A 21,789-nucleotide genomic window follows, 5' to 3' on the forward strand; every position below is an offset into this window, starting at 1 on the left:
TTAAGCAAGTTAAATCCTGGAAGGACTTCTAATCTTAGTCTGGAGTGATATTCTGTTTATTTTAATTAATTTTTGATAATCATAAAAGTTCCTCTTTCTAAAGACTAGATTAATTATCATAGAATTCAACCTCAGGTTTATAGTTAAAAACCCAATCTTCAAATTCTTCACGACTCATCTGTGACTGCTCCTGCATTTGCTGATTAGCAGCCTCTGTGTCCGTTGTGTTGTCACCCATTTTAGCCAAAGCACTACGGGTTTGCATCAGTTTGGTACGGGGTATACGACGCTGTTCGTAGCGAGCCAGAGCTTCTTCAATGCTGGATGCTTGGGAACAGCACAAGGCTAGTTCATATGCGTCTTCAAAGGTGCTATTGGCCCCCTGTCCCAAAGCAGGTGACATGGGATGAGCTGCATCACCCAACAAAGTAACTCTGCCTTGACTCCAAGATTTGAGAGGTAAGCGATCGCAAATTGGTGATTCAAAAATTCGCTCTGCTGGTGTTGCTTCCACAAGAGATCGCAATGATTCTCCCCAGTCTGCTAATTGATCGAGAACCCGAGATTTGACCTCAGCCGCATCTTGAGAAACAACATAATCTGATGATAATTTACGATATCCCCAATAAATATAATCATCACCGAGATTGAGGAGGTACATAAATTCTTGATTACCTTTCACAAACCCGAGTTCACCGGGATTAAGTAATTCTTGGTGACACTTAATTACAGTACGCCAAGACATACTTCCTAAATAGCGGGGTTTGCCGTCTCCAATTAAAGCTTCTCTAATGGCAGAATTTATACCATCGGCTCCAATTAGAAAATCTGCACTAACCTTTTCCCCATTATCAAAATATATTGACACAGAATTCTCATCTTGTTCAAAACCGATGCAGCGATGGTTAAGATGAATACTATCAGAAGGCAGTCTAGATGCTAGAATTTGTTGCAAATGCCACCACCAAACAGTTATCAATTGCTGACCGTATTTATCCTCAAATCTGCTTCGTGGGTTAGTGCGAATTGTTTCACCTTGAGTATTCTTTAAAACGTTTTTCCTAACCTCACAACCTGAATTTTTGATAGTTTCTACTATCCCCGGTTCAATAGCATCAAGGAAATTTAAACCATTTGGTAGCAACCCCAGACCACCACCAACGGGGCGAAAATCTTGTGCTTTTTCATAAACTTGGACATCATACCCGTATTTACGGAGTGCTATAGCAACAGCCAAACCTCCAAGTCCAGCACCAATAATTGCAACTTTTTCCATAAATAATCGGTATATCTTTTAAACTTGATTTTTTGATTGTGCGCTTGGGTGTAGTTTCATAATTCTATTCATCAAATATCTCCACAAAAGCCACAAAAAATTTTACTTTACATCATTGAGCCCAAATTGTTAAGCTTGGCTATAACAGGAGTGTCCAGTAGTCAAGATGAAAGAGCTAAATTCTATTCTAGCAGCATTCGGAGATAGTCAACACAACGATCAACAAGTATTTCTTGCTACTGTTGTCAATTCTCAAGGCTCTACCTATCGCCAACCTGGTGCGCGGATGCTGATCACATCAACTGGTAAAATGGTAGGAACCATTAGCGGTGGTTGTTTGGAAAATGATGTATTTGAGCATACTCGCGTCTCAATGCCAGACGGAAAACCCATAGTCGTCACTTATGATACCACTGCTGATGAAGACATTATCTGGGGATTTGGCCTGGGTTGTAACGGTGTGGTAAACGTCTTGATTGAGCCTGTAAATCAAGATAATCCCCTTAATCCATTAGCTTTTATTAATCAATGTTTCCACAACCAGCAACCAGGTATTATTGCCACTGTTATGGCTGTAGAAGGTAAGGTTAATGTTCAGGTTGGGGCGCGTTTAATCCTGCAATCAAATAATACTGTCAATACTGATATTAAAGACGAATATTTGACTGCTGCTTTGCTCAAAGATGCTCAAGCTGCTCTGGAAAATCAACATTCAAGTTTCCATCAATACCAATTAGCAGTCGGTAAAGTAGATATTTTTATCGAGTTTATTAAACCCCCGCCACACCTAATAATTTTTGGTGCAGGTCGTGATAGTCTACCTGTAGCAGAGTTTGCTAAAGCCTTAGGTTGGCGAGTCACTATAGTTGATTGTCGAGGGAGTGAGGTAACTCAAGAGCGTTTTGTCATGGCTGATCAGGTGATTCTCACCCGCAGGGAAATTCTACACAAGCAAATATCTATTGATGATGACACCATTGCTGTGGTCATGACTCATAACTACCTTGATGATTTAGAAATTTTGAAAGTGCTAATCCCTGCTGAGATCAGCTATTTGGGTTGTTTGGGCTCCAAGCAACGCACTGCCAGGTTACTGCAAGATTTACGTACAGCAGGAGTAGAATGTACACCCACACAGCTAGAAAAGTTATATACTCCTGTTGGTATTGATATTGGTGCAGATACACCAGAAGCGATCGCATTATCCATCATTGCTGAAATTCAAGCCGTGTTAGCAAACCGTGGTGGTGGCTTTTTAAAACACCGCATGGAACCAATTCACGAACGAAATCAAGTCAAGGAAATCCCAATTGATAAACTATAAAAGTTTTTGAAGCGCATCTCGTTATTCTTTGAATTATGAAATGAAAATCACCAATTCACAGCTAAAATCAACTGAATCAACTATTGCTATTATTATCCTAGCAGCAGGTGCATCAACCCGCATGGGTAAACCTAAACAACTTTTACCCTATCAGGGATCCAGCTTACTTCGCCATACCATAGAGACTGCAATGGCTTCAGTGTGCAAGCCTGTAGTGGTGGTTTTAGGAGCAAATGCCCAACAGATATATTCTGAAGTTAAGCAACCTTCTGTAACGGTAGTTGAAAACCCAGATTGGAATTTGGGAATGGGTTCCTCAATTCGTAGGGGAATTCTATCCCTTGGAACTTGTTTGGAAACCATAGACGCAGCAGTTCTTACTGTTTGTGATCAGCCGTTTATTTCTACTGAAATTATTAATTCTTTAGTGGCAGCCTATCATGCTACGGTAAAACCCATTGTTGCTTGTGAATATGCAGATACATTAGGTGTACCTGTTTTGTTTAAACATATATTTTTCTCTGAACTAGCAACCTTAGATGAGACCGTGGGAGCAAAAAAATTAATCAATAAATACTACAACGACGTATGTAGTATTCCTTTTCCATTAGGTGTAATTGATATTGATACACCAAGAGATTACCAACAGCTACAGAAAAACCAAGGGGGGAAAGAGATCCTCAGTTTTATTTGACAATAAAAACAGACCATAGAGGTTTACATCTCAAATACAAACGCTATAGTATAGTGCGTTATTAACGCAGCTTACTGGTATAGTGATGGCGTAAGTCCTGTTAGTGACAAGCTCCATCCCCTTGTGGATAGGGCTGTTGACTGTTCAATATAACAAGAGTATAAAACTCATAGCTAAAGGCAAAAATGGAGCAAATACACTCAGAAATTGACGCAATTCGCCAGAGCATTGCCGCACTGCGTGCTGAACGTGATACCCTAACCCGCCAGGAAATTATCTTAGAAGACCAGTCTCCAGAAGCGATCGCTCAAGCCTACCGTCGTCAAGCTAGTGAAAACGCCCAACGGTCGGTAGAGATACTAGGAATCGATAATGCGATCGCAGCCTTAGAAGCCCAGTTGCAACAAAAACAGCAGCAGCTACAGCCAGCACTTACTATCAGTGAACCCCTAACCCTAGAAAACCAAATAGAACAAGCCACACAACAAGCTTATGACCACGCTGAACGGATTAATGAACTGGCAGCGGAACTAGCAGAAGAACTCAAAGCCCTAAAAGCGATCGCTCATGACCTGAGTCCCATTTATTGGAAGTTGTATCATCGACCCTTTGTTACTGGATTCAGAAGTACCTCAGTTCCCTATCTTCGTTCCGATCATGATGTTTTAAGGATTACGAAACTAGTCATTTAAATCTAGTCATTAAAATTAGTAATTAAAACGGATAACCTAATCTTAGGTTATCCGTTTATCCGTGTTTAAACATCCAGATTTATTTTATCTTTTACCATTAACCACCACTAACTTTCGCTTTGTAGCCCAGTTTAATCATAATTTGTACTAGTTTATCAGTATGATTACCTTGAATTTCAATAGTATTATCTTTAACTGTACCACCACTACCACATTGGCCTTTCAGCTGTTTAAGTAACTTGGTTAAGGTTTCTGGTGATGATTGAAATCCACTAATTACTGTAACGGTTTTTCCCTTACGTCCTTTGCGTGATGCCTGTACCCGCAAATCTTGCTGATTTGGGGGAAGTTCCTGAATCGCTCGTTCAACTGCAGCGTCATTGCTAGTGCCAAATTCCTGGTAGGCAATTCGATTGCCAGGGGTTTTGGAGTCAGAAGCATTGCGTTTTGATTTTGATGAAGCCATTGCTTTAATTTAGTATCAATCTATTTATAATTCCGGTGAATCACTTACCAAATAGTGGCTGGATTTTTTGGTCAGGGTAATCGGTAATCATAAACTAGCAATTACCAACTACCCATTACCCATTACCCATTACTAATTACCCATTACCCATTATCCTATCCCAGAAAGGAACGGTTCTGGATGTCCATGTTCAGGAATACAATCGATTTCGATCTGGAATGTCCCTTCAAATCCAGTGTCTTGCACCACGAAGAAGCAGTCCAGGACATTATTGAAGTGGAGGAAGAAGGGGAAATGGAACCCGATCCCCACATTTGGCATGACGTTGAAAACGGCATCCGCATGGTAGAGGAAATCGAGCAAACCCTGATTAAAATCGACCCCGACAATGCCGATAGCTACACCAGCAATGCTGATGCTCTCACCAGTAAGTTGGAGCGGTTGGACACCTGGATTCCCAAACAAATTGCCACCATTCCACAGAATAAGCGCCGTCTGATAACTACCCACGATGCCATGAGCTATTACGCCAGAGCCTATGGCCTGACGGTGGAAGATACCCTGTTGGGAGTCTCAACGGAGCAACAACCCACAGCAGCCAAGGTTAAATCCCTATCCGAGAGGATTCAGGCGATCGGTGTTCCAATCTTGTTTGCGGAGCTGACCGCCAACGACAAGGTGCTGCGAACCGTGGCAAATGAGGCGGGCGTCAATATTTCAGAGGATGTGCTGATTGCCGACGGCATCGGGGAAAAGGGCACTCCCGCAGGCAGCTATCAGGGCATGCTGGTTTACAACACCTGCACCATTGTGACCGGCTTGGGGGGCACCTGTTCCGAGTTTAAGTAAGCCCGATGCTTCAGCGGCCTTGCGGCCCATAACTCCTTAGAGTCAGCCCAGAAATGATATTAGACTTCTTGCAGAAGTCGGGAACAGGGAACAGGGAACAGGGAACAGTGGAGAATAATTGACGCAAACACTATCAGAAAAATACTTTTGCAAGAGGTCTATTACTTTGTTCTCCTTAAATAAGAAAAGTAGAATTAAATTTACAATTGTGTTGGGTTGGGAGCATCACCATACACTGTTTTCGGGTCAAAGGTTTTCTCCGTTTCGGTAAATATTAACTGAATTGGTTCCTGGGAATCAATAGCACTTTTTCCCGTAGGAATACGGCGATAAAAACAAGAACGATAACCCACGTGACAACTAGCTCCCGAACCAGCTACTTTAACCTGCATCCACAGACAATCTTGGTCGTCATCAATAGCTAGCTGCTGTACTTTTTGCACCAGTCCACTAGATTGACCTTTATGCCATAGTTGCTGACGACTGCGACTGTAATAGTGAGCTTCACCAGTTTCAATAGTTTTAACTAACGCCTCTTCGTTCATATAGGCGTGCATCAGCACTTCACCCGTGTTGACATCTGTGGTAACTACTGGAATCAAACCATTGGCATCAAATTTGGGGGCAAGTGACAAACCTTCTTCTACTTGTTCTACGGAAGTGCGGGCGGTAAATAGGGCATTCATATTAGCTAAATTTTGTAATTTTGATAATCATTATTACATATACAGGACTTAGGCACCAGACCACACTATTATAGAGTGCAACAACTATAGCGCTATAGTTGTTGCACTCTACAGATAGTACCTTTGCATAAGTCCTGGAATTATATCGTTATTATTTGATTAAGTCAATACTCTTTCTCGGTAGATTTGTAGGGTGGGCAAGCCTAGGTCGGAAAATTCTCAATTCTTTCATTAGACCTTGCCCACCCTACGCAGCTTGGGAGCGGGAGTTGTTAGTAGGAGAAAGTCGGGAAAAGCCGGAAAGGGCGTTGTTGGAAAAGACGACTGGACGGAAATTTTTGGCTCAGCAGTTATTGAGCCAAAGTCAGTCGAGACGAGTAGTGATAGGGAGTATGTAAAATTAATAGAACAAATGTACTAAAAGAACTCATGACTGCTACTGAAGCCCCGAAAACACTGTAGTTCAAGGGTTTGTAGTTCAAGTGTTCTTACAAAATTGACCTGCTCCCCAAATATTCGGCGCTTTGTGACATGCTCCCTGAGTTTTTCGTGAGATAAGCAGATGCACAAAATTAATTACATACACATTTTCAAATATTCCTCAGGGGGTGACAAGCGCTCTTTAAAATCTTACAGGGGTTAGGTTTTAGGGGTTAGGTGAAGCGGGAAGAATGTCCGTGCGGGTATGGATTGATTAAAACTATCATTGACGTTGTATGGTAAAAATTGCTTCAATAGAGAGCAATACAAATCACTCCGATGCGCTCATTTTACCCAAAACCTAAAACCATTAACCTAACACCTATCTAGGTTTGAGCTTTGTTGTCACCCCGTGAGCAAATACTCAAAGCCTTTCAGGTTAAGGGTGACAGAGATTGGCAGTAGAAAATTAATTCTGTGTAGGTGCTTATGAGTTTTTCTATGAGTTTTACTCGGATCACAGATATATAACAGGGCTACTATTAAATTGTTCTCACAAATTGATGGGGAGCAAGTCTATGTTCCAGAACATCTGAAGACACCATTATGCACCAAGGAAGCTGATTATAGTGGCTTTTTATAGGTGGTCATTTCGTGATTATTCATACCCATTGCCAAACTGGGATGCTCCCGTCAGAAAGCATCTCAAAAATATCTATGTTTTATCAGAAGGGCAAAACCAATTTCATTTTTTATGGCTTCCAGAACAGCAAATACAAAACGAAACTTAATAGATAATGCTGCAACAGAGAACGATCGCTCCGATCTAATCTCTCAGTTTTGGCAGCAATGGCAAGAAAGTCGAGGCCAGCTTTATCGCTGCTGTCTCAAGATGATGAATTTTAACCGAATGGATGCCGAGGATGCTCTGAGTCAGGCAATGGTAAAAGCTTGGGAAAAGGTGCAAAAGTTCGGGGAAAAAATTACTAATTTAAAGGCTTGGTTGTATCAGGTAACTCGTAATTTTTGCATCGATATTATCCGCAAACGTTCTTGTGCTGCTGTGGGTATTGAAAGTATTGAATGGGTGGGTAATACTGAAGAAGTTATTACTACAGGAACGGTTGAATGTCCAGAGTCTGTTCTGGAGAGAGAGGAGAGGTCCGAACGGATACGAGGGGCGATCGCTGAGTTACCGGAAAAGTTGCGGGAGACCTTTATTTTGCATTTTTATCGGGAGCTTTCCCATCAAGAAATTGCCGATCGGCAAGGGATATCTTATGATAATGTCTGCAAGCGGATATCTTTGGCACGGAAACGGCTTAAAGAGAGGTTGAGTGCCTATTTTCGAGGAACTGATGGGGAAGTCAGGGAAACAAGGGAGATTAAGAAAGAAGGGGAAACACCTGAGTTTGTGGAGGGTTCTGTTGAACTAACAGAACTCGCGAACCAGACTGTTGAAGAAACAGGGATAGTATCAGCAAAAGAGTATTTTGAGGAAGTAAAGGCAGAAATACCTGAATTTGTAGATAGTTCTATAGAGTCAAGGGAACTTGTGAGTCAGACTGTTACTAAAGTTGCTAATCACTGTAGGGAGTTATTAAGATATGGTTACGTCTGGCGATGGCCTTTGATGTGGCGCAGCGAAATATTTAGGCTGCCTGTTTTATTGCTGAGTTGGATACAGAATCATACTACATCTGGGTTCATAAATCCTTTTATTGAAAACATAAAATTATCGTCTATTGCCCATTGCCCATCAAAGTATATTGGGGGAATTTGGGACCGGACATTGGCCGATACGGGAGGGGCGATCGCTATTTTTTTTAGACAATTTATTTTTTTTGGAAAAAACAGTCAGAAAATCATACCGAGTAACGTCTAGTATTTAGAAAGCAAAAAAACAGTGGCCACCTAAAGTCTAGCAAAAAAACCATTGTAATCTATGGGTGTATGAGGACTTTTTTTGCCTTCAACTGATACTGCTTTTGACCCAGATATACTAAAGGCGAATCCCTTTCTTGAATGGAACTCGGTGTTAGTCTTTTATCACTATTGCTAAGGAAAGTTATGACCAACGATACTCGCAACTCTCTCACCGACTTCGATATGTGCCTTGCTCTGACTCAGCAAGCAATCAACAGCCAAATGGAAGTAGCATGGGATATTTGGATTGCTAACTCTGATTTTTTCGATAAATTTACTAGAATGGAAAAGAAAAAGTTTGCTTCCTTGTACATCCCTGACACGGAATCTGAAGGATCTGGCATGAAGTTCGAACTCGACCCAATAAAGCTGAATTTGAATGTAACGGGCACAAAACTCGCACAGGTTGAAGTTACACTACCAATAAAATCGATCACTGTTTACGAAGAAAAAGACTTGACTCGTAAAGAGAGACGTGACATGGAAAAAGCAGTGGAAAATTGTATGAGGGAAAAACAAGAAAATCTTGATGATGAAGATGTTTTTAATAAATATGCTCAACAATATAAGAAAGACAATCGTGATCAATATTTCAATGAATTCTATTTAACTCCTTTCACTATTTCATTTCTGTCAACAATAGACCAAAAGAAACCTTCTTCCGAATCACTTAAAAAGATGAGCTTTGAAGACCTAGATGCAGTTAAAAAATATAAAGGAGAAGTCAATAAAGCTAGTAAATATGAATTTCCTGATTCTGTTTTCTCCATCGAATATTTATGTATGAAGTTTACAGATGTTGATCTGGTTTCCAATGTATCAAATGATATTCCTCAAGATATTCCAGACAAACATTCATTGAAAATAAGGGATTCCATAAGTAAGTTATTCAACAAAAATAAGACTGATTTTGTGTTTGGAAAAGTTGTATTTTGCCAAACACAAGAATATGTTCCAACTTTTGGGCTAACTGATTTTTCGTTTCATGTCAAAGGAAATGATGATTACAAAAAAGCCAGTACTCTTAGTTATTTGGGTGTGTTTGGGGAACAAGAGCTTCCGAAGAAAAAAAAATTAGATGAAGCTCGCAACAAGCTTGCAGATAATTGGATTGATTCCAAAAAAATAACTGGTGTAGACTCTTCTGTGTCTGGACTAATGGCTATTAGTAAATTCGTATTTTTTGAAAAGCATATTCTACCCGGATGTACCAAAGAGTTGAAGGTACAACCTATAAAAGAAGAGAAGGGCTGGAAATATGAACTTATACCTTATGAAGATTGCAAATCTAGAAATGATATAGTTAACGCTAAATATTTAATTAAAGTTACTGCCTGGTTGAAAATTAAACCTAAGCCTCAAACAAATGAGATTGAAATCGAAGGAAAAATTGAGACTACGGCCAATTATGATTCATGGGTTATTGGGCTTAAATCACTTGGTAGAGAATCTTGGATTAGGCTTGCTGGATTTCAAACTTTTAATGCTACTATTAGATTGAAGGATTCTGGTGGAACTGAAAAATTTCAAATTAATACGGAAACTTCAAAAGATATTAAATTTAGCGAAGTTACTGTAGAAAAAGAAGAAGTCCAAGGGTTGGCAAAATTAACTAAAAATAAGGATAGTTTTGCTTCAGAAGCGTTTAAAATTCTTATGGCTCAAAAAACAGCCAATGAAACTATTGCTGATTTACAGAAAAAAAATCGAGAAATGATGAAGACAGCTATTAAAAATAACTTAAAAACAATCGACATGAGTCTAGCCGAGAAATCATTTATCCCGCCAGGTCGTGGAGTATTTACTTTCCAAACACCAAGCTTCTCATATGCTGGTGATTTGCTCTTTGATGTGATTTATAAAACGCCTTAAGCTTCAAAAGTAAGCCATCACAATTTAATTTTCATGGAATTTTCCTACATACAAGTAATTAAAAACTATTCACTAGGGTGAACATAATGCAAAATCATAGTCCTAAACTTGTCAATCCTAACGTAATCAGTTTTTCCACCAAGGATACAACTGACAAAAAAGCTCGGTTTACAGTTGGTACAGATATCATTGACTATATGGAATCTTCCCGCACATTTGGTCGGGAAGACCTAGCAGATCCTAATGCTCATGGACGTTTTCAACGTCGTATGGTTGCTATTCCCGACAAAAAAGGGAACGTTGTAACACCAATGGTGTTAACTATTAGCAATCAAAACCAACTTTATCTCGTGCGTAAGGATGATGAATCCAAGAGTGGGGATGGTTGGAAGCTAATCGATCTGAGCCAAGCATTTAAGGGGATTGATGGTAAACCGCTGCCAGTCCATGCTCATAGTGCTGCTTGGACAGAGGACGATAAGATTACTATTGCTGTCGCAGTAGATGATGACTCTTCCGATGGTAGCCGAGTTTTTGTTGCCTATGATCTGAGTAGTTGTGAAAGCGATTGGGAAAATATTGAATGGAAAGACTGTGGTACTCGACAAGGTACTCTAAAAGGTGTTCGAGTAGTAGGAATTCGGGTGTTAGATGAAGGAGATGGTGTTTGGACAGTTGTTTTGGCTGGAGATAGCGGTTCAGATGAGGTTTTTTACTTGCTTCGTAGTAATAATATTGAACAGCAATTTGATCTTGCTCTAATTTTTAATACAGCACTCACTCTCAAAGAAATCTTAGACTTTGAAGTGGCAGTTTTACCTTTATTGGGTTGTGGTATTGCTGTATTGGGTAACCATAACGGAACAATAGACTTGTCTTTCCGTCTCTTCCCAAGATATAAAGATGGTCGTTTTGATTCTAGTCCCCCTGTCCAACCTCTTCCTTGTCCAGATGGAGCAAATGTATTAGAAACAGGACTAACTAAAAAAGTTGCAGATATTCGGAGATTGGGACCGATTTATGGCAGCGATATTTATGTTGGCGGTCAAGGTGTTCACCAGATTAAAGCTCGTGACATTTATCAAGTAAAAGCTAGTAAAAAAGGAGAAATTGTTACTACCGTAGTAACACCACCAGATCTTGCCCCTAATGTCCGGGATTTGATTGTGGGGGATGCACCTGATGGTAGTGCTTCTGTTTGGTCTTTGTTACAAAATGGCGATCTGAATGTTGTTAAGAAGGCTGCTGATCAAGACTGGGGGGAACCTTTGCGTTTGCGCGTAGGGGTGCAAGCGATCGCTCCCGTGCATGGAGACAAACATATGACAACATCTTTGCTTGTGGTGTATGGAAATGGTCAAGCTGGTTTCCTTTGCCGAGAAGAAAGTCAAGGTATTTGGCAAGAACGACCGCTAACGGTTGCCGATCCAGAAGAAGTTACGCCAATTACTTGCTATGGTACAAATCTACGGGTGTTGAGTGATAGTAGTCTGCCTAAACCCAATGTCAAGGTTACGGTAACTGCTTCTGTTCTCTCCAGTGTTGTTATCAACGGTAAAGCGGTATTTATCGGGCCTGAATTGCCGCCCATTAAAACCGAGACAGATTTTAATGGCAGCGTTATGTTGTACGATCGCGTGCGCTCTTTTACTCCAGCCATTTATCGCTTTCAGATTGAGGGATTTGATCAATGTATTGATGTTAATCCTGCTAGTGGAGTACACGAACGATTTAAAACTATAAAAGCTGATGAACTGCGAAAGGCGACTATCTCCACAAAAGAGGGTGAAGAACCTGAACCTTTACTCCCCGAAAGTTTCCGTACAGGAGCAGACAAAAACAAAGTGGATATGTTGGCAGGCTCTCTTAATCAGATGTCTTCCTTAGCCAATTCTGCTAATGGTGTTGTTGCTGGGATTTCCCTAGTAAACTGCGATCAGCCTTTTAGTTCCACGTTACGTACTGATACTGTACCTGATGATTATCGTTGGGGTATTCAGGCTGATGAGCATGGGGTAAAAACCATCGTCGGTAATGCTATAAATTCGGTTATTAATGCTGTTGAGAATGTTGGCAAGTTTTTCAAAAATGTAGGTGAAGGGATTGTTGACTTTTTCGAGGGATTAATTAATGGGGTTCGAGAAGATGGGATTAAAGGTGGGATAACTTTTGTCATCCACAAAACAAAAGAAGCTGCCAAAAGCGTTTTTAAGTTTGTTTGTAAAATTGGCGATAAAATCAAAAGTTTTGTTCTGAATACTCTGGAACAAGTGGGTGGTGCAATTAAATGGTTATGGAAGCAGTGTAAAACAGGTCTGGAAAAAGTTTGGAATTTTCTCAAGTTTCTTTTTAATTGGGATGATATCCTGCGCGTTCGCGATGTATTGGTTCGAGCAACTGATGTGGCGATCGACCGGATTAAAGATTCTATTGAGCCAATGAAGAAAGGTGTAGAAAGCACTTTTGATGAGCTTATTGAGACAGTTGAGAACTGGAAATCGCCAGAAAATCGGCGACCAAAAGAGGATGAATCCAGTAGCTTGTCGTCTGTGGTGAAAAAGAATACAGACGATGATACGCAAAAGAAAATGGATTTGGTGAATGGCAATAGTGCTATTTCTTGGATTTTTGAGAAATTTCAAAATATCGCCAACGAAGTCATTGAAATCAAGACTCCAGATCCGGATATAACTCTTCAAAATGCCCTCGCGGAATTTCTTGAAGGTACGTTTAAAACTGCCTGGGATGAACTATCACAGAGCTTTAAGCAGATGGAAGTTATTTTTTCCAATGCCTTTAAAGACGATTTACCAGATGTTGAAGATATTAGTATTGGCTGGATATTTGGTAAAATCAATTCCCTGATTGAAGAGGTAGGCTCGGAGGCTCTTGGGACAGCTCTTCGGATAATCAAGGGCGTGATTTTGAAACTTTTCGATCTCATCCAAGACTTAATCAGCTTTGGGCGAAATCTGATGTTCGCAGAGATCGGGTTTCCCTTTATCGAAAAACTGCTCAAGTGGATTACAGGTAAATCTGTTAGCACTTCGTTTAAATTGATTGATGCCGTAGCTTTGCTTGTTGCTGTTCCAACAACGATTACCTACAAAATCCTTTTTGGAGAAGCTCCAATAAAAGAGGGTGAACTTCCAGCAATTCCTCACAATAAAGTAGTCAGGGTACAGTCTTTTATAATGCCAGATATCTGGTGGTGGAGGATTTTCTCTGTCGTCTCTGCATTTGCTTGGGTTTTAGTGTTCCCTCTGCTGGTGGGAATTTTGGGACTAGAGAGCATAATCCTTCCTAGAGCAGAAACAGATATGGGCGGTTACATGACAAGAAAGCTAATTTCTGTTAGGTCAGTTGCTGTTGGCTTGATTCTCATGAGTATCATTGGAGTAATTATCCTGAAAGATCCTAATGATATAGCTATCGAAAAGATCCTTGATGCAGAAAATAATGGAGCTTTCGCTTCATCATGTGTGATGGTTGTCATGTTGATAGAGATATTTGTAATGTGTTTTGCTAATATTCCCTACACCAATAAAGGCACAAGTGGTTGTATATTTGCAATTGCTGCTTTCGCTTTAGTAAAAGAGATTTGGTTTAAGCTTTATAAGCGAGTGACAGATGAAGAACCTACAGGCAAATATAAGAACAGATATAAGTTTACTTTTGCAACATATTTTGTGAATGCAAGCAGGATATGTGCTAGTTTGGCTGCTTTTGATCCAGAACCCAGCAGTAAGGCCCTTTTGTTGGGGTTTGCAGGGATTTTCCGTGTACCTGCTTTTGGGTTCGGCTTGGCAGGAGCTATTAAAGGTAAGCCTATTTCATTATAACTGCAATATTTGACCAATATCCAAACACGGGAAAGTATTATGGTAAAAAAAATTGGTTTATGTAATACAAACATTGTTGACTCTTTAATAGAGTTGCAAGCGCAAGATTTACTTCCATCAGTGTTATCAGCTCAAGTAAAGCCGCAATCTTTCCAACAACAATAGCAGCAGCACCACTGGTATTCCCCAACTCACCCGAAGTTGAAAACACAGTAGTCTGACATCCCGTACCCAACGATGAATGCAGTCGTTGGGTACGTTCCGTTAACCGCATGCCATCCTCCCGTTCCTCCACTTCTCCCACACTAATTACCTCTCGAATAATCGCAGGCCAAGCCATTCCTTGAGGTAACTTCTTCCGAAACTCCCGATACCAATTTCCTGCGGGAGCAACTGTCAGCACATTCAGTTCCCGTAAAGTGGCAATCCGTTGCTGCAAACGACTCCCTCGATACTCTGCATCTGAGGTAGAATGACTAAAATCGGCAAACGTAGCACAGACAATATTAATTCCCAGAGATTCCCGGTTTTCCAGAATCCACTCAAACGCCTCATCAACCTTTTCTCGCTCATGGAGACAACCATAACGATCCATCAGTCGAATCGGAACTAACCTGGTATGAGGAGCAATAGAAAGAATAGTTCTGGCAACTTCTGTACCATGCTTACCACTATCCGTCGTATCATCAATATCACCTTCTCCACTCAGGTTAATACCGGGAAGCATAATAGGGTTTTCCAAGCGTTCTGGTGATATGCCAGTATCAATGACGGCAACAGTCACCTGATTTGTCTCAGTTCTTCCTTGAGTTGTCGTTGAAAAAACACAAGATTCTGAAAAAGGTACTTCCATATATCCCACATTCTACAATTCACCCATACTAGATTATACCCCTAAAAAATTCAGTTATTTAATCATATAACTATTAGCCAATATTTATATGATTAAGCATTAGCTCGATTTTTTGGATTTTGAAATTTGAATTTTGAATTCAAAAATGGTCAACCAAAACCAAAAATAAAAAGCAATGGCAAAACAGTCTGATAATTGAGACTAAAAATCTACTTTAATTAGGGTTTAAATAACAAATTTATCGATATCTCAGTTCTGAAAGATTGTTGGAAGTTGTTCATCTTGCCCAGCACTAACTGCTGGCTGGAATTCATCCCAAGTTTTACAGACTTGCTCGTAGCATTGAGGTGGTGTAATGGGTCAGTTTTTCAACTAAAAGAACGTCACTTGATCGCTCATACTCCAGCAACAATACAACCTCTGTGGTTGGAGAATAATTATCGACAACTTCCTTGATGTGAGCTATCATAAAGTGATGGGGCCCGCATTACAGTGTCAGGAGCCGCTAAGCAGGCATTCAGGAACGGCGCAAGGCGAGACCGTCCGACAAAATGGGTTTTGAATGATTCTCCGCTAACCCCCAATGTGGTCGAATTTGTGCTACAAACTATCGCACCGCGCAACTGAGTGAGATGACCAAAAAGATGGGTTTCAAGCCCCGTCCTTGGCCTTTGGCCACGCTACGCGAACGTTGGCCTTTGGCCACGCTACGCGAACGACGGCTTTCAAGTAATGTGCTAGAATATGCATAGTGGCCTAACACAGACAGGATTCGTCGGTACTGTCATAATTTCACGAGGGTTTTGCGATGTTAGCAGTTACGATAAATTTATTGCTTGATGTCTTTAACAAAGCCGGATTTCGTTAAAATCCCATGGGATGGACTGAACAGGAACGCCAGCAGAAAAAGCCCAAAAGCTACTAGAACGATGGCAGACCCCGAAGGAATATCCAGGTAGTAGCTCAAATACATCCCGGCAATACTGGCAAATGCCCCCAGACAGCTGCCCAAAATCATCATGTGGTGCAGCTCTTTGACCAGCATATAAGCCGTCATTCCAGGTGCGACCAGCATGCCCATCAACAGTAAAACTCCTACGGTTTGCAGACTGGCAACCACCGTCAGGCTAATGGCAGTGACTATGCCGAGGTAATACCAGCGCACCCTCATGCCACTGGCCTGAGACCCAATGGGGTCAAAGGTGTAAAACAAAAGTTCTTTGTAAAACAGCCAGACGCCAAGCACAATGATTAACGTGATGCCGAAGGTCAGCTTCAGATCGCTCTGGTTGACCCCCAGGATATTGCCAAACAAAATGTGAATCACATCGATACGGTCGGCTCCTGGCAGCACCGTTACCAGTGTTGTGCCAGTCGCTAAAAACAATGAAAAGATCAATGCCATTACGGCATCCAGCTTGAGCCGGGATTGGGACTCAATGCCCGACAGCACGACGGCACTCAGCACCCCCGCCACCAGCGCCCCCACCGACAGGGGCAACTTCAGAAACACGGCCAGCGGCAAACCGGCCATGACAGAGTGAGCAATCATGTCCGCCATCATGCTCATCTGCTGCACGATCATGTAGCTGCCCACGACAGCGCACAAAATGCCCAGAAAAATTCCCATAATCATAGCATTGCGCATGAATTCAAAGTTGAGCGGTTCAAGTAGTACGTTCAAGAAATTCTCCTTTTGATTTATCAATTCCGATGGTGTAAAGGTTAGGCGGTGACGAATAGTACGGGTCCTTCATAGGCAGTCACCAGGTTATCTTCTGTCATGACTTCGTGGCGCGGGCCTTGGGCGACAACGTGCTTGTTCAGCAATAACAGCTGATCGTAATTATCCAGGGTTTCGCTGAGATCATGGCTGATGATAAGCAAGATTTTGGCGTGGGCTTTCAGCTCGTTAAAAATGTCGAACATAATGGATTCCGTTTTCTTATCCACTCCATTGAAGGGTTCATCCAGAATCAGGAGTTCGGCTTCTTTAGCCAGGGCGCGGGCTAAAAAGACCCGCTGCTGCTGCCCGCCGGATAGGTCGCTGATGCTGCGATCGCGGTACTCATACATCCCCACCCGCTGTAGCGCCGCCTTCACTAGCTCGCGAGATTGCCTACTAGGCCGACGAAACAGCCCAGTTTGCAGGGTACGGCCCATCATGGCAACATTCCAGACAGTGACGGGATAGTCCCAATCAATTTGCGATCGTTGGGGCACGTAGGCAACCTGGGAAAGCTGCTGTGTCAGAGGTTTCCCTTTCAGCAGGGCGGTACCCGTAGCCGACTGAATCAGCCCCAGCATGGCCTTGACCATGGTGCTTTTACCCGCCCCGTTTGGGCCAAGAATGGCCACTAACTCGCCAGTGTCAAAGGTACAACTCACATTGTTGAGCGCCGTGAAACTGCGATACCTCACGGACAAATCTTGAACGATCAGCATAGTCTGCCTCCAGAAAAAAGTGAATAGAAAATGAAAAAAAAATGAAAAAAATGATATATGTATAATAGTTATGATAATAGTATAATGTTGCAAATATATCTCAAAATTATACACTTCCCCCTCAACTGGGGAATTGAGAGTTGTCGAATGGCTGCATGATGCTGCTAGATAAGACTTCCGGAGGGTTGCCAAGGGGAGCGACTGAATTTTTCAGTCTGCTCAGTTGCGACAACCTGCTGTTACCGATGCAGACAGGGTTTGTTTGCCACGGTCAGGTTCTGGGCTTAATGAGATTTTTTCTGGACTATATACTATCTAATACTCTATATACTTATTCAGGAGACTTTAATGGGTTTTTTATTTCAGTCAAAGGCTCGTTTTGCAGGCACTTTTGCGGCAATAGCCGTTGTAGTTGGCTTGGCGGCTGGTGGCGGCACTGCCGAGACGATCACCACCCAGAGGGAAGGGAGAAATGCCGATGAAATCGCCAATGCCGATGGCGGTACTCCGAAGGTCGTCGCCTCCTACAGCGTTCTCTGCAGCATGGTGGAGCAAATTGCGAAGGGGGTGTTGGAACCCAACTGTCTGATCGACTATGAACAAGACCCGCACACATATCAAGCTAGGCCGTCTGACCGACGGGCGATCGAGGTGGCGGATGCCGTGTTCTACGCGGGGATGAACTTTGAGCCGTCGATTATTGAGATGGCGGAAGCTAGCACCACCGCAGCCCCCAAACTGGCGGTACACGAAGAAGCAGTCCAGGACATTATTGAAGTGGAGGAAGAAGGGGAAATGGAACCCGATCCCCACATTTGGCATGACGTTGAAAACGGCATCCGCATGGTAGAGGAAATCGAGCAAACCCTGATTATCGCTGTTTGAGGTAGCACCGGCTGGTTCATTAACTGCTCAACAACGGGCTGATTACGCCAGTGATACCCTCAAGCAAATCATCGAGACAGCACCAACAACCATAGACGTAGAAATCGCTGGCACTGACAATTTACCAGTGATCAAGGTAAATGGTAGCTACTTGCTATCAGTAACCACCAATGATACTGTAACCGGAAGAAGTCCCAAGGAACAAGCCCAATTTTGGCAAAGACTGCTACAGAATGCCATGAAACGGGCTTTTCTCGAACGTACCCAGGACTATATCCTGCAAGCGGTATTCTTATCCGTTGGATGTAGCTTATGGGGAATCATGTCTAGTTGGGGAGTAGGCTCGCTGTGGGATCACCGGATTAAATGGCTGTTTCACAAAAAGCTAACTAAGTCAACCCATCGACACCGTCGCCAACCTGCCTTACGTGCTGAAATTGCAGGCGGGACTCTCATACTCCTTTTCCGGCTCACTATCCTAGTATTTACCCTGATTTATACTAGTAACCTATTTCCCCAAACTCGCCAGTTGAGCCGCCAACTTAACGACACATTTGTTCAAAGCTTAACGTGGGAAATCATTTGGGTGGGAGATAAACCCTATTCTGTCTTAGGCTTATTAAGCTTGATTGGGTTATTTGCTGCTCTGATACTCCTAGCCAAGGCAGTAAAAAAAGTTTTGCGATCGCGGATTCTTCGCCTCACCAATCTCAGCCGCCCTGCGCAGGAGACTATTGCCCTGATTATCCATTATGCCATACTCTTTATCGGTGTTATTGTCCTATTGCAGTTGTGGGGAATCGACTTTAGTTCTCTAGCTGTATTTGTCGGAGTCTTGGGTGTGGGCATTGGCTTGGGAATCCAGGGAATTGCTAAAGAATGTGTCAGCGGTTTGGTACTCATTTTTGAGCGTCCGATCCAAGTAGGGGACTTTGTGAATGTTGGGGAACTGATGGGAACAGTAGAAAATATCGGTATTCGGAGTACAGAAATCCTGACGTTGGATCAAGTCTCAATCATTATCCCCAATTCTCGCTTTCTTGAAGCTGAAGTGGTCAACTGGACTCACAATAATCCAGTATCCCGATTAAAATTACCCGTAGGCGTGGCCTATGGTTCAGATCCAATTAAAGTACGTAGTGCTCTGATTGAGGCAGCTTCTCAACATCCAGAAATCTTAGATCAACCTGCCCCTAATGTATTTTTTACTGGATTTGGAGAAAATGCCCTCAAGTTTGAGTTGTTGGTTTGGATTGAAGACCCTCCCAAGCAGTTCCAAATCAAAAGTGAGCTTTACTTTCTGATTGAAGAAATACTACGTCATTACCATGTTGATATTCCCTTTCCTAAGCTAGATTTGCACGTCCGTTCTGGTAATTTTCCTGTAGACGTTTCACACCAGTTAATTGAGTCCCTAACTCAGCTATCTCAGGAATTGACTCAGTGGATGGCCAGACAATCCCATGGTACTAGTCACAATGGTACTAGTCACAATGGTACTAGTCACAATGGTACTAGTCACAGGAATGTTCAAATCAACAATACTTCAGATAATAATTGATAGTTAAGGGAATAGGGAACTTGATATCAGGCCAAGGACTAATAGTGACAAACAACTTATCGGGTAATTTTCAAGTTAATAACTGATACCAAATCCGGTTTATAAAAGCTTATAAAAGTTAGTCATAAGTTAACCATTGTCAGCTAAATAATCTTTTTTGGGCATTTGACATTATGATTTTGTATTGAGTATATTATAACCGAATTTGGGATTAATCAGGGTTTAAAGGATTCTTAGAGCAGCTCAAGTGGTATTACCGTACGTTTTCGTCCCGAAACTACCGATCGCCCATTACTTATTACTTGATTAATAATCCTCCCCAAGCAAGTAATAGAGAAAAAAATATCGCAGTGATCGCCTGTCTACTTAACAGCAATAAAGCAAATCGAAGAGACTGTTCTCGCGTAATAGTTAACAGAGTAACTAAACAAGGTAGCAATACTCCTGCTAGATACACCCCAGTCAAAACCTGCAATGGAGTTAACATAGCCAAGGTTTCTGGTTCGGCAAATAATAGCAGTCCATCTTTGCGAATAGAAGCTAAAATAATAGGCAATGAGGCTTCAGTGGGTAAATTAAACAATCCCATCAAAGGGTTAATAATATTAGCTAAAGCTGCGATAGTTCCTAACCAATTCAACAAAGAAGCAATAACGGTAATAACTAAAAATATGGGAATTGCATTGAACAAAAATTGATTAATAGTTGACTTAGCTTCGCGCCAAATTACTGACGAATCAGGAAATTCTAAAAATGCTCTTCCTTCGATTACTAGGGGATTCTGATTCGATTTAGCTGTAGGGGAAGAAATGATGTAGGTATATATCAAGGTGGTTGCGGTTAGATACAGCAGGTAAGGAATTATCAAGTAAGGTAACTTAGCAGCACTAAAGACCCCTAAAGTTGCGCCAAACTGATAAGAACAAGCCGAACCAAAAGCGATCGCGGAAATACAAGTTCCCCTAGAACAACTAGAACAGGCACGGGTGCTAATCACCGCAGGAACATTACACCCCATACCCATAATTACTCGTACTAAATCCCGTCCCGATAACCCAAACGGACGGAGTAAAGGATTGAGAGCAATGGTAATTCGTTCTATTAAGCCACTAGCTTTATATGCGCCCAAGAATATGGCATAGAGAATTACTGTGGGCATCGCCCAAATAAACAGCAACGGACTCATAGTTATCAGTCCATACTGACCTATCAGTATTTCTCTTAACCAGATTGGGAGTTGGGATAAAGGTTTAATAACAGGAGCGATCGCACTTTGTACTATAGGATCTGCTAAGGTCGCAAAGGAGTTAGCACCCCAGACAGCAATAATCGCAGGAATAAGTAATAAAGCGATCGCCAATAACCAGCCTAGTCGAGGATGTTCTAACAGCGTTGGTTGGGGTTCTATATACCAGCCAGCCCTTGTAGGAATCCATTGGGCGGGAAAAGGATGAGGTTCTTGCAGAGAAGCAAAAATATGGTCTTTTTGTTCTGTAGTAATGTGGCGGGCATCTACAGTGACAATGCTCAGGCTAGAAGTTTCCCTCCATTCCCGAACCACTTGTTGAGGAGGACACGGGGTCTGGGGTTGCCCCAGACCCGTGAGATGTCCGTTATGAACCGTCGAGAATACCTTATCCCAGAAAGTAATCACCACAATGCCCCTTTTATCTGCTACTAAAGGTAGTAGATCTGCTAAATCTCGATCTACTTCGGTTCCCTTGACTATCAATAGCACGGTGTCATTTTCTTGTAGCTGTCTTAAAGCTTTCTTAGTAGTTACGCTGTCGGAACGATAGAGAATTCCAGGAGTATCGATAAAGGTATAGGCTTCAGATTGATAAGTGTCACAAGTCACTGTAGAACCGCGAAAATTGGCACTATGGGCAGTCTGTCCTGTAAGAGAAGCAATTAGTTGGGACTTGCCCGTACTCTCTTTACCAATAACCACAATACAATCGCGCTCTAATTTTGACGGCGTAAAAATATTCACTTTAC

General features: G+C 42.0%; 17 protein-coding genes. 10 read left to right on the top strand and 7 right to left on the bottom strand.

The genetic code is table 11. From position 1 onward, the window contains the following. Positions 1 to 109: 109 nt before the first annotated feature. Entirely contained in the window at positions 110 to 1,276 is a 1,167-nt protein-coding gene (locus F6K52_RS00160; RefSeq protein ID WP_293072433.1) for an NAD(P)/FAD-dependent oxidoreductase, read from the bottom strand. A gap of 166 nt (positions 1,277 to 1,442) precedes the next feature. Between F6K52_RS00160 and F6K52_RS00165 the strand changes: the two genes are divergently transcribed. The 3 genes from F6K52_RS00165 to F6K52_RS00175 all read left to right on the top strand — a co-directional run bounded on the left by F6K52_RS00165 (position 1,443) and on the right by F6K52_RS00175 (position 3,986). After that, positions 1,443 to 2,600, top strand: coding sequence for an XdhC/CoxI family protein (locus F6K52_RS00165; protein WP_293072435.1), 1,158 nt, complete (start codon positions 1,443 to 1,445; stop codon positions 2,598 to 2,600). 40 nt (positions 2,601 to 2,640) lie between these two features. After that, on the top strand, positions 2,641 to 3,294 hold the full coding sequence (locus tag F6K52_RS00170) for a nucleotidyltransferase family protein (protein ID WP_293072437.1): 654 nt from the start codon (positions 2,641 to 2,643) through the stop codon (positions 3,292 to 3,294). A 185-nt stretch (positions 3,295 to 3,479) separates the two neighbouring features. Further along, positions 3,480 to 3,986, top strand: a complete 507-nt coding sequence (locus F6K52_RS00175; protein ID WP_293072439.1) for a hypothetical protein — start codon at positions 3,480 to 3,482, stop codon at positions 3,984 to 3,986. A 97-nt stretch (positions 3,987 to 4,083) separates the two neighbouring features. Here the strand turns inward: F6K52_RS00175 and F6K52_RS00180 are convergent, their stop codons facing one another. Next, positions 4,084 to 4,452, bottom strand: coding sequence for a translation initiation factor (locus tag F6K52_RS00180; protein ID WP_293072440.1), 369 nt, complete (start codon positions 4,450 to 4,452; stop codon positions 4,084 to 4,086). Positions 4,453 to 4,632: 180 nt separating this feature from the next. Here F6K52_RS00180 and F6K52_RS00185 point away from each other — a divergent pair, with 180 nt between their 5' ends. Next, positions 4,633 to 5,301: a zinc ABC transporter substrate-binding protein gene (locus F6K52_RS00185; RefSeq protein ID WP_293072442.1), complete on the top strand. Its 669-nt coding sequence runs from the start codon at positions 4,633 to 4,635 to the stop codon at positions 5,299 to 5,301. Positions 5,302 to 5,501: 200 nt separating this feature from the next. On the opposite strand, the gene hisI is transcribed toward F6K52_RS00185, so the two are convergent. Beyond that, positions 5,502 to 5,987 (bottom strand): phosphoribosyl-AMP cyclohydrolase, encoded by a 486-nt coding sequence (hisI, locus tag F6K52_RS00190; protein ID WP_293072444.1) that lies wholly within the window; start codon positions 5,985 to 5,987, stop codon positions 5,502 to 5,504. A gap of 155 nt (positions 5,988 to 6,142) precedes the next feature. Between hisI and F6K52_RS00195 the strand changes: the two genes are divergently transcribed. The 4 genes from F6K52_RS00195 to F6K52_RS00210 all read left to right on the top strand — a co-directional run bounded on the left by F6K52_RS00195 (position 6,143) and on the right by F6K52_RS00210 (position 14,047). Beyond that, positions 6,143 to 6,385 (top strand): hypothetical protein, encoded by a 243-nt coding sequence (locus F6K52_RS00195; protein WP_293072446.1) that lies wholly within the window; start codon positions 6,143 to 6,145, stop codon positions 6,383 to 6,385. Positions 6,386 to 7,161: 776 nt separating this feature from the next. Next, positions 7,162 to 8,292, top strand: a complete 1,131-nt coding sequence (locus F6K52_RS00200) for a sigma-70 family RNA polymerase sigma factor (RefSeq protein ID WP_293072448.1) — start codon at positions 7,162 to 7,164, stop codon at positions 8,290 to 8,292. A gap of 140 nt (positions 8,293 to 8,432) precedes the next feature. Further along, the gene (locus F6K52_RS00205; RefSeq protein ID WP_293072450.1) at positions 8,433 to 10,205 is read left to right on the top strand and encodes a hypothetical protein; all 1,773 of its coding nucleotides are present in this window, start codon (positions 8,433 to 8,435) and stop codon (positions 10,203 to 10,205) included. Positions 10,206 to 10,474: 269 nt separating this feature from the next. Then, a complete protein-coding gene (locus tag F6K52_RS00210; protein WP_293072452.1) occupies positions 10,475 to 14,047 on the top strand; it encodes a hypothetical protein in 3,573 nt (1,190 codons plus the stop codon). A 37-nt stretch (positions 14,048 to 14,084) separates the two neighbouring features. Here F6K52_RS00210 and F6K52_RS00215 read toward each other — a convergent pair whose 3' ends face one another. The 3 genes from F6K52_RS00215 to F6K52_RS00225 all read right to left on the bottom strand — a co-directional run bounded on the left by F6K52_RS00215 (position 14,085) and on the right by F6K52_RS00225 (position 17,345). Continuing rightward, entirely contained in the window at positions 14,085 to 14,831 is a 747-nt protein-coding gene (locus F6K52_RS00215; protein WP_293072454.1) for a S8/S53 family peptidase, read from the bottom strand. An 898-nt stretch (positions 14,832 to 15,729) separates the two neighbouring features. Continuing rightward, complete coding sequence (locus tag F6K52_RS00220; RefSeq protein WP_293072456.1) at positions 15,730 to 16,584, bottom strand: metal ABC transporter permease; 855 nt, start codon at positions 16,582 to 16,584, stop codon at positions 15,730 to 15,732. Positions 16,585 to 16,625: 41 nt separating this feature from the next. Continuing rightward, positions 16,626 to 17,345 (bottom strand): metal ABC transporter ATP-binding protein, encoded by a 720-nt coding sequence (locus tag F6K52_RS00225; RefSeq protein ID WP_293072458.1) that lies wholly within the window; start codon positions 17,343 to 17,345, stop codon positions 16,626 to 16,628. A gap of 348 nt (positions 17,346 to 17,693) precedes the next feature. Between F6K52_RS00225 and F6K52_RS00230 the strand changes: the two genes are divergently transcribed. Together F6K52_RS00230 and F6K52_RS00235 are read left to right on the top strand one after the other, a co-directional pair. Beyond that, a complete protein-coding gene (locus F6K52_RS00230; protein ID WP_293072460.1) occupies positions 17,694 to 18,230 on the top strand; it encodes a zinc ABC transporter substrate-binding protein in 537 nt (178 codons plus the stop codon). Between the two features lie 127 nt (positions 18,231 to 18,357). Beyond that, positions 18,358 to 19,791: a mechanosensitive ion channel domain-containing protein gene (locus tag F6K52_RS00235; protein WP_293072462.1), complete on the top strand. Its 1,434-nt coding sequence runs from the start codon at positions 18,358 to 18,360 to the stop codon at positions 19,789 to 19,791. A gap of 298 nt (positions 19,792 to 20,089) precedes the next feature. Here F6K52_RS00235 and F6K52_RS00240 read toward each other — a convergent pair whose 3' ends face one another. Then, positions 20,090 to 21,784 (bottom strand): nucleoside recognition domain-containing protein, encoded by a 1,695-nt coding sequence (locus tag F6K52_RS00240; RefSeq protein ID WP_293072464.1) that lies wholly within the window; start codon positions 21,782 to 21,784, stop codon positions 20,090 to 20,092. Between the last annotated feature and the right edge of the window lie 5 nt (positions 21,785 to 21,789).

The sequence above is a fragment of the Moorena sp. SIO3H5 genome (genome assembly GCF_010692395.1).
In the GTDB taxonomy this organism is placed as follows: domain Bacteria; phylum Cyanobacteriota; class Cyanobacteriia; order Cyanobacteriales; family Coleofasciculaceae; genus Moorena.

Coding starts and splice junctions, on each gene's coding strand:
- F6K52_RS00160 (WP_293072433.1), bottom strand. CDS start 1,276: ATGGAAAAAGTTGCAATTATTGGTGCTGGACTTGGAGGTTTGGCTGTT.
- F6K52_RS00165 (WP_293072435.1), top strand. CDS start 1,443: ATGAAAGAGCTAAATTCTATTCTAGCAGCATTCGGAGATAGTCAACAC.
- F6K52_RS00170 (WP_293072437.1), top strand. CDS start 2,641: ATGAAAATCACCAATTCACAGCTAAAATCAACTGAATCAACTATTGCT.
- F6K52_RS00175 (WP_293072439.1), top strand. CDS start 3,480: ATGGAGCAAATACACTCAGAAATTGACGCAATTCGCCAGAGCATTGCC.
- F6K52_RS00180 (WP_293072440.1), bottom strand. CDS start 4,452: ATGGCTTCATCAAAATCAAAACGCAATGCTTCTGACTCCAAAACCCCT.
- F6K52_RS00185 (WP_293072442.1), top strand. CDS start 4,633: ATGTCCATGTTCAGGAATACAATCGATTTCGATCTGGAATGTCCCTTC.
- hisI (WP_293072444.1), bottom strand. CDS start 5,987: ATGAATGCCCTATTTACCGCCCGCACTTCCGTAGAACAAGTAGAAGAA.
- F6K52_RS00200 (WP_293072448.1), top strand. CDS start 7,162: ATGGCTTCCAGAACAGCAAATACAAAACGAAACTTAATAGATAATGCT.
- F6K52_RS00205 (WP_293072450.1), top strand. CDS start 8,433: ATGGAACTCGGTGTTAGTCTTTTATCACTATTGCTAAGGAAAGTTATG.
- F6K52_RS00210 (WP_293072452.1), top strand. CDS start 10,475: ATGGTTGCTATTCCCGACAAAAAAGGGAACGTTGTAACACCAATGGTG.
- F6K52_RS00225 (WP_293072458.1), bottom strand. CDS start 17,345: ATGCTGATCGTTCAAGATTTGTCCGTGAGGTATCGCAGTTTCACGGCG.
- F6K52_RS00230 (WP_293072460.1), top strand. CDS start 17,694: ATGGGTTTTTTATTTCAGTCAAAGGCTCGTTTTGCAGGCACTTTTGCG.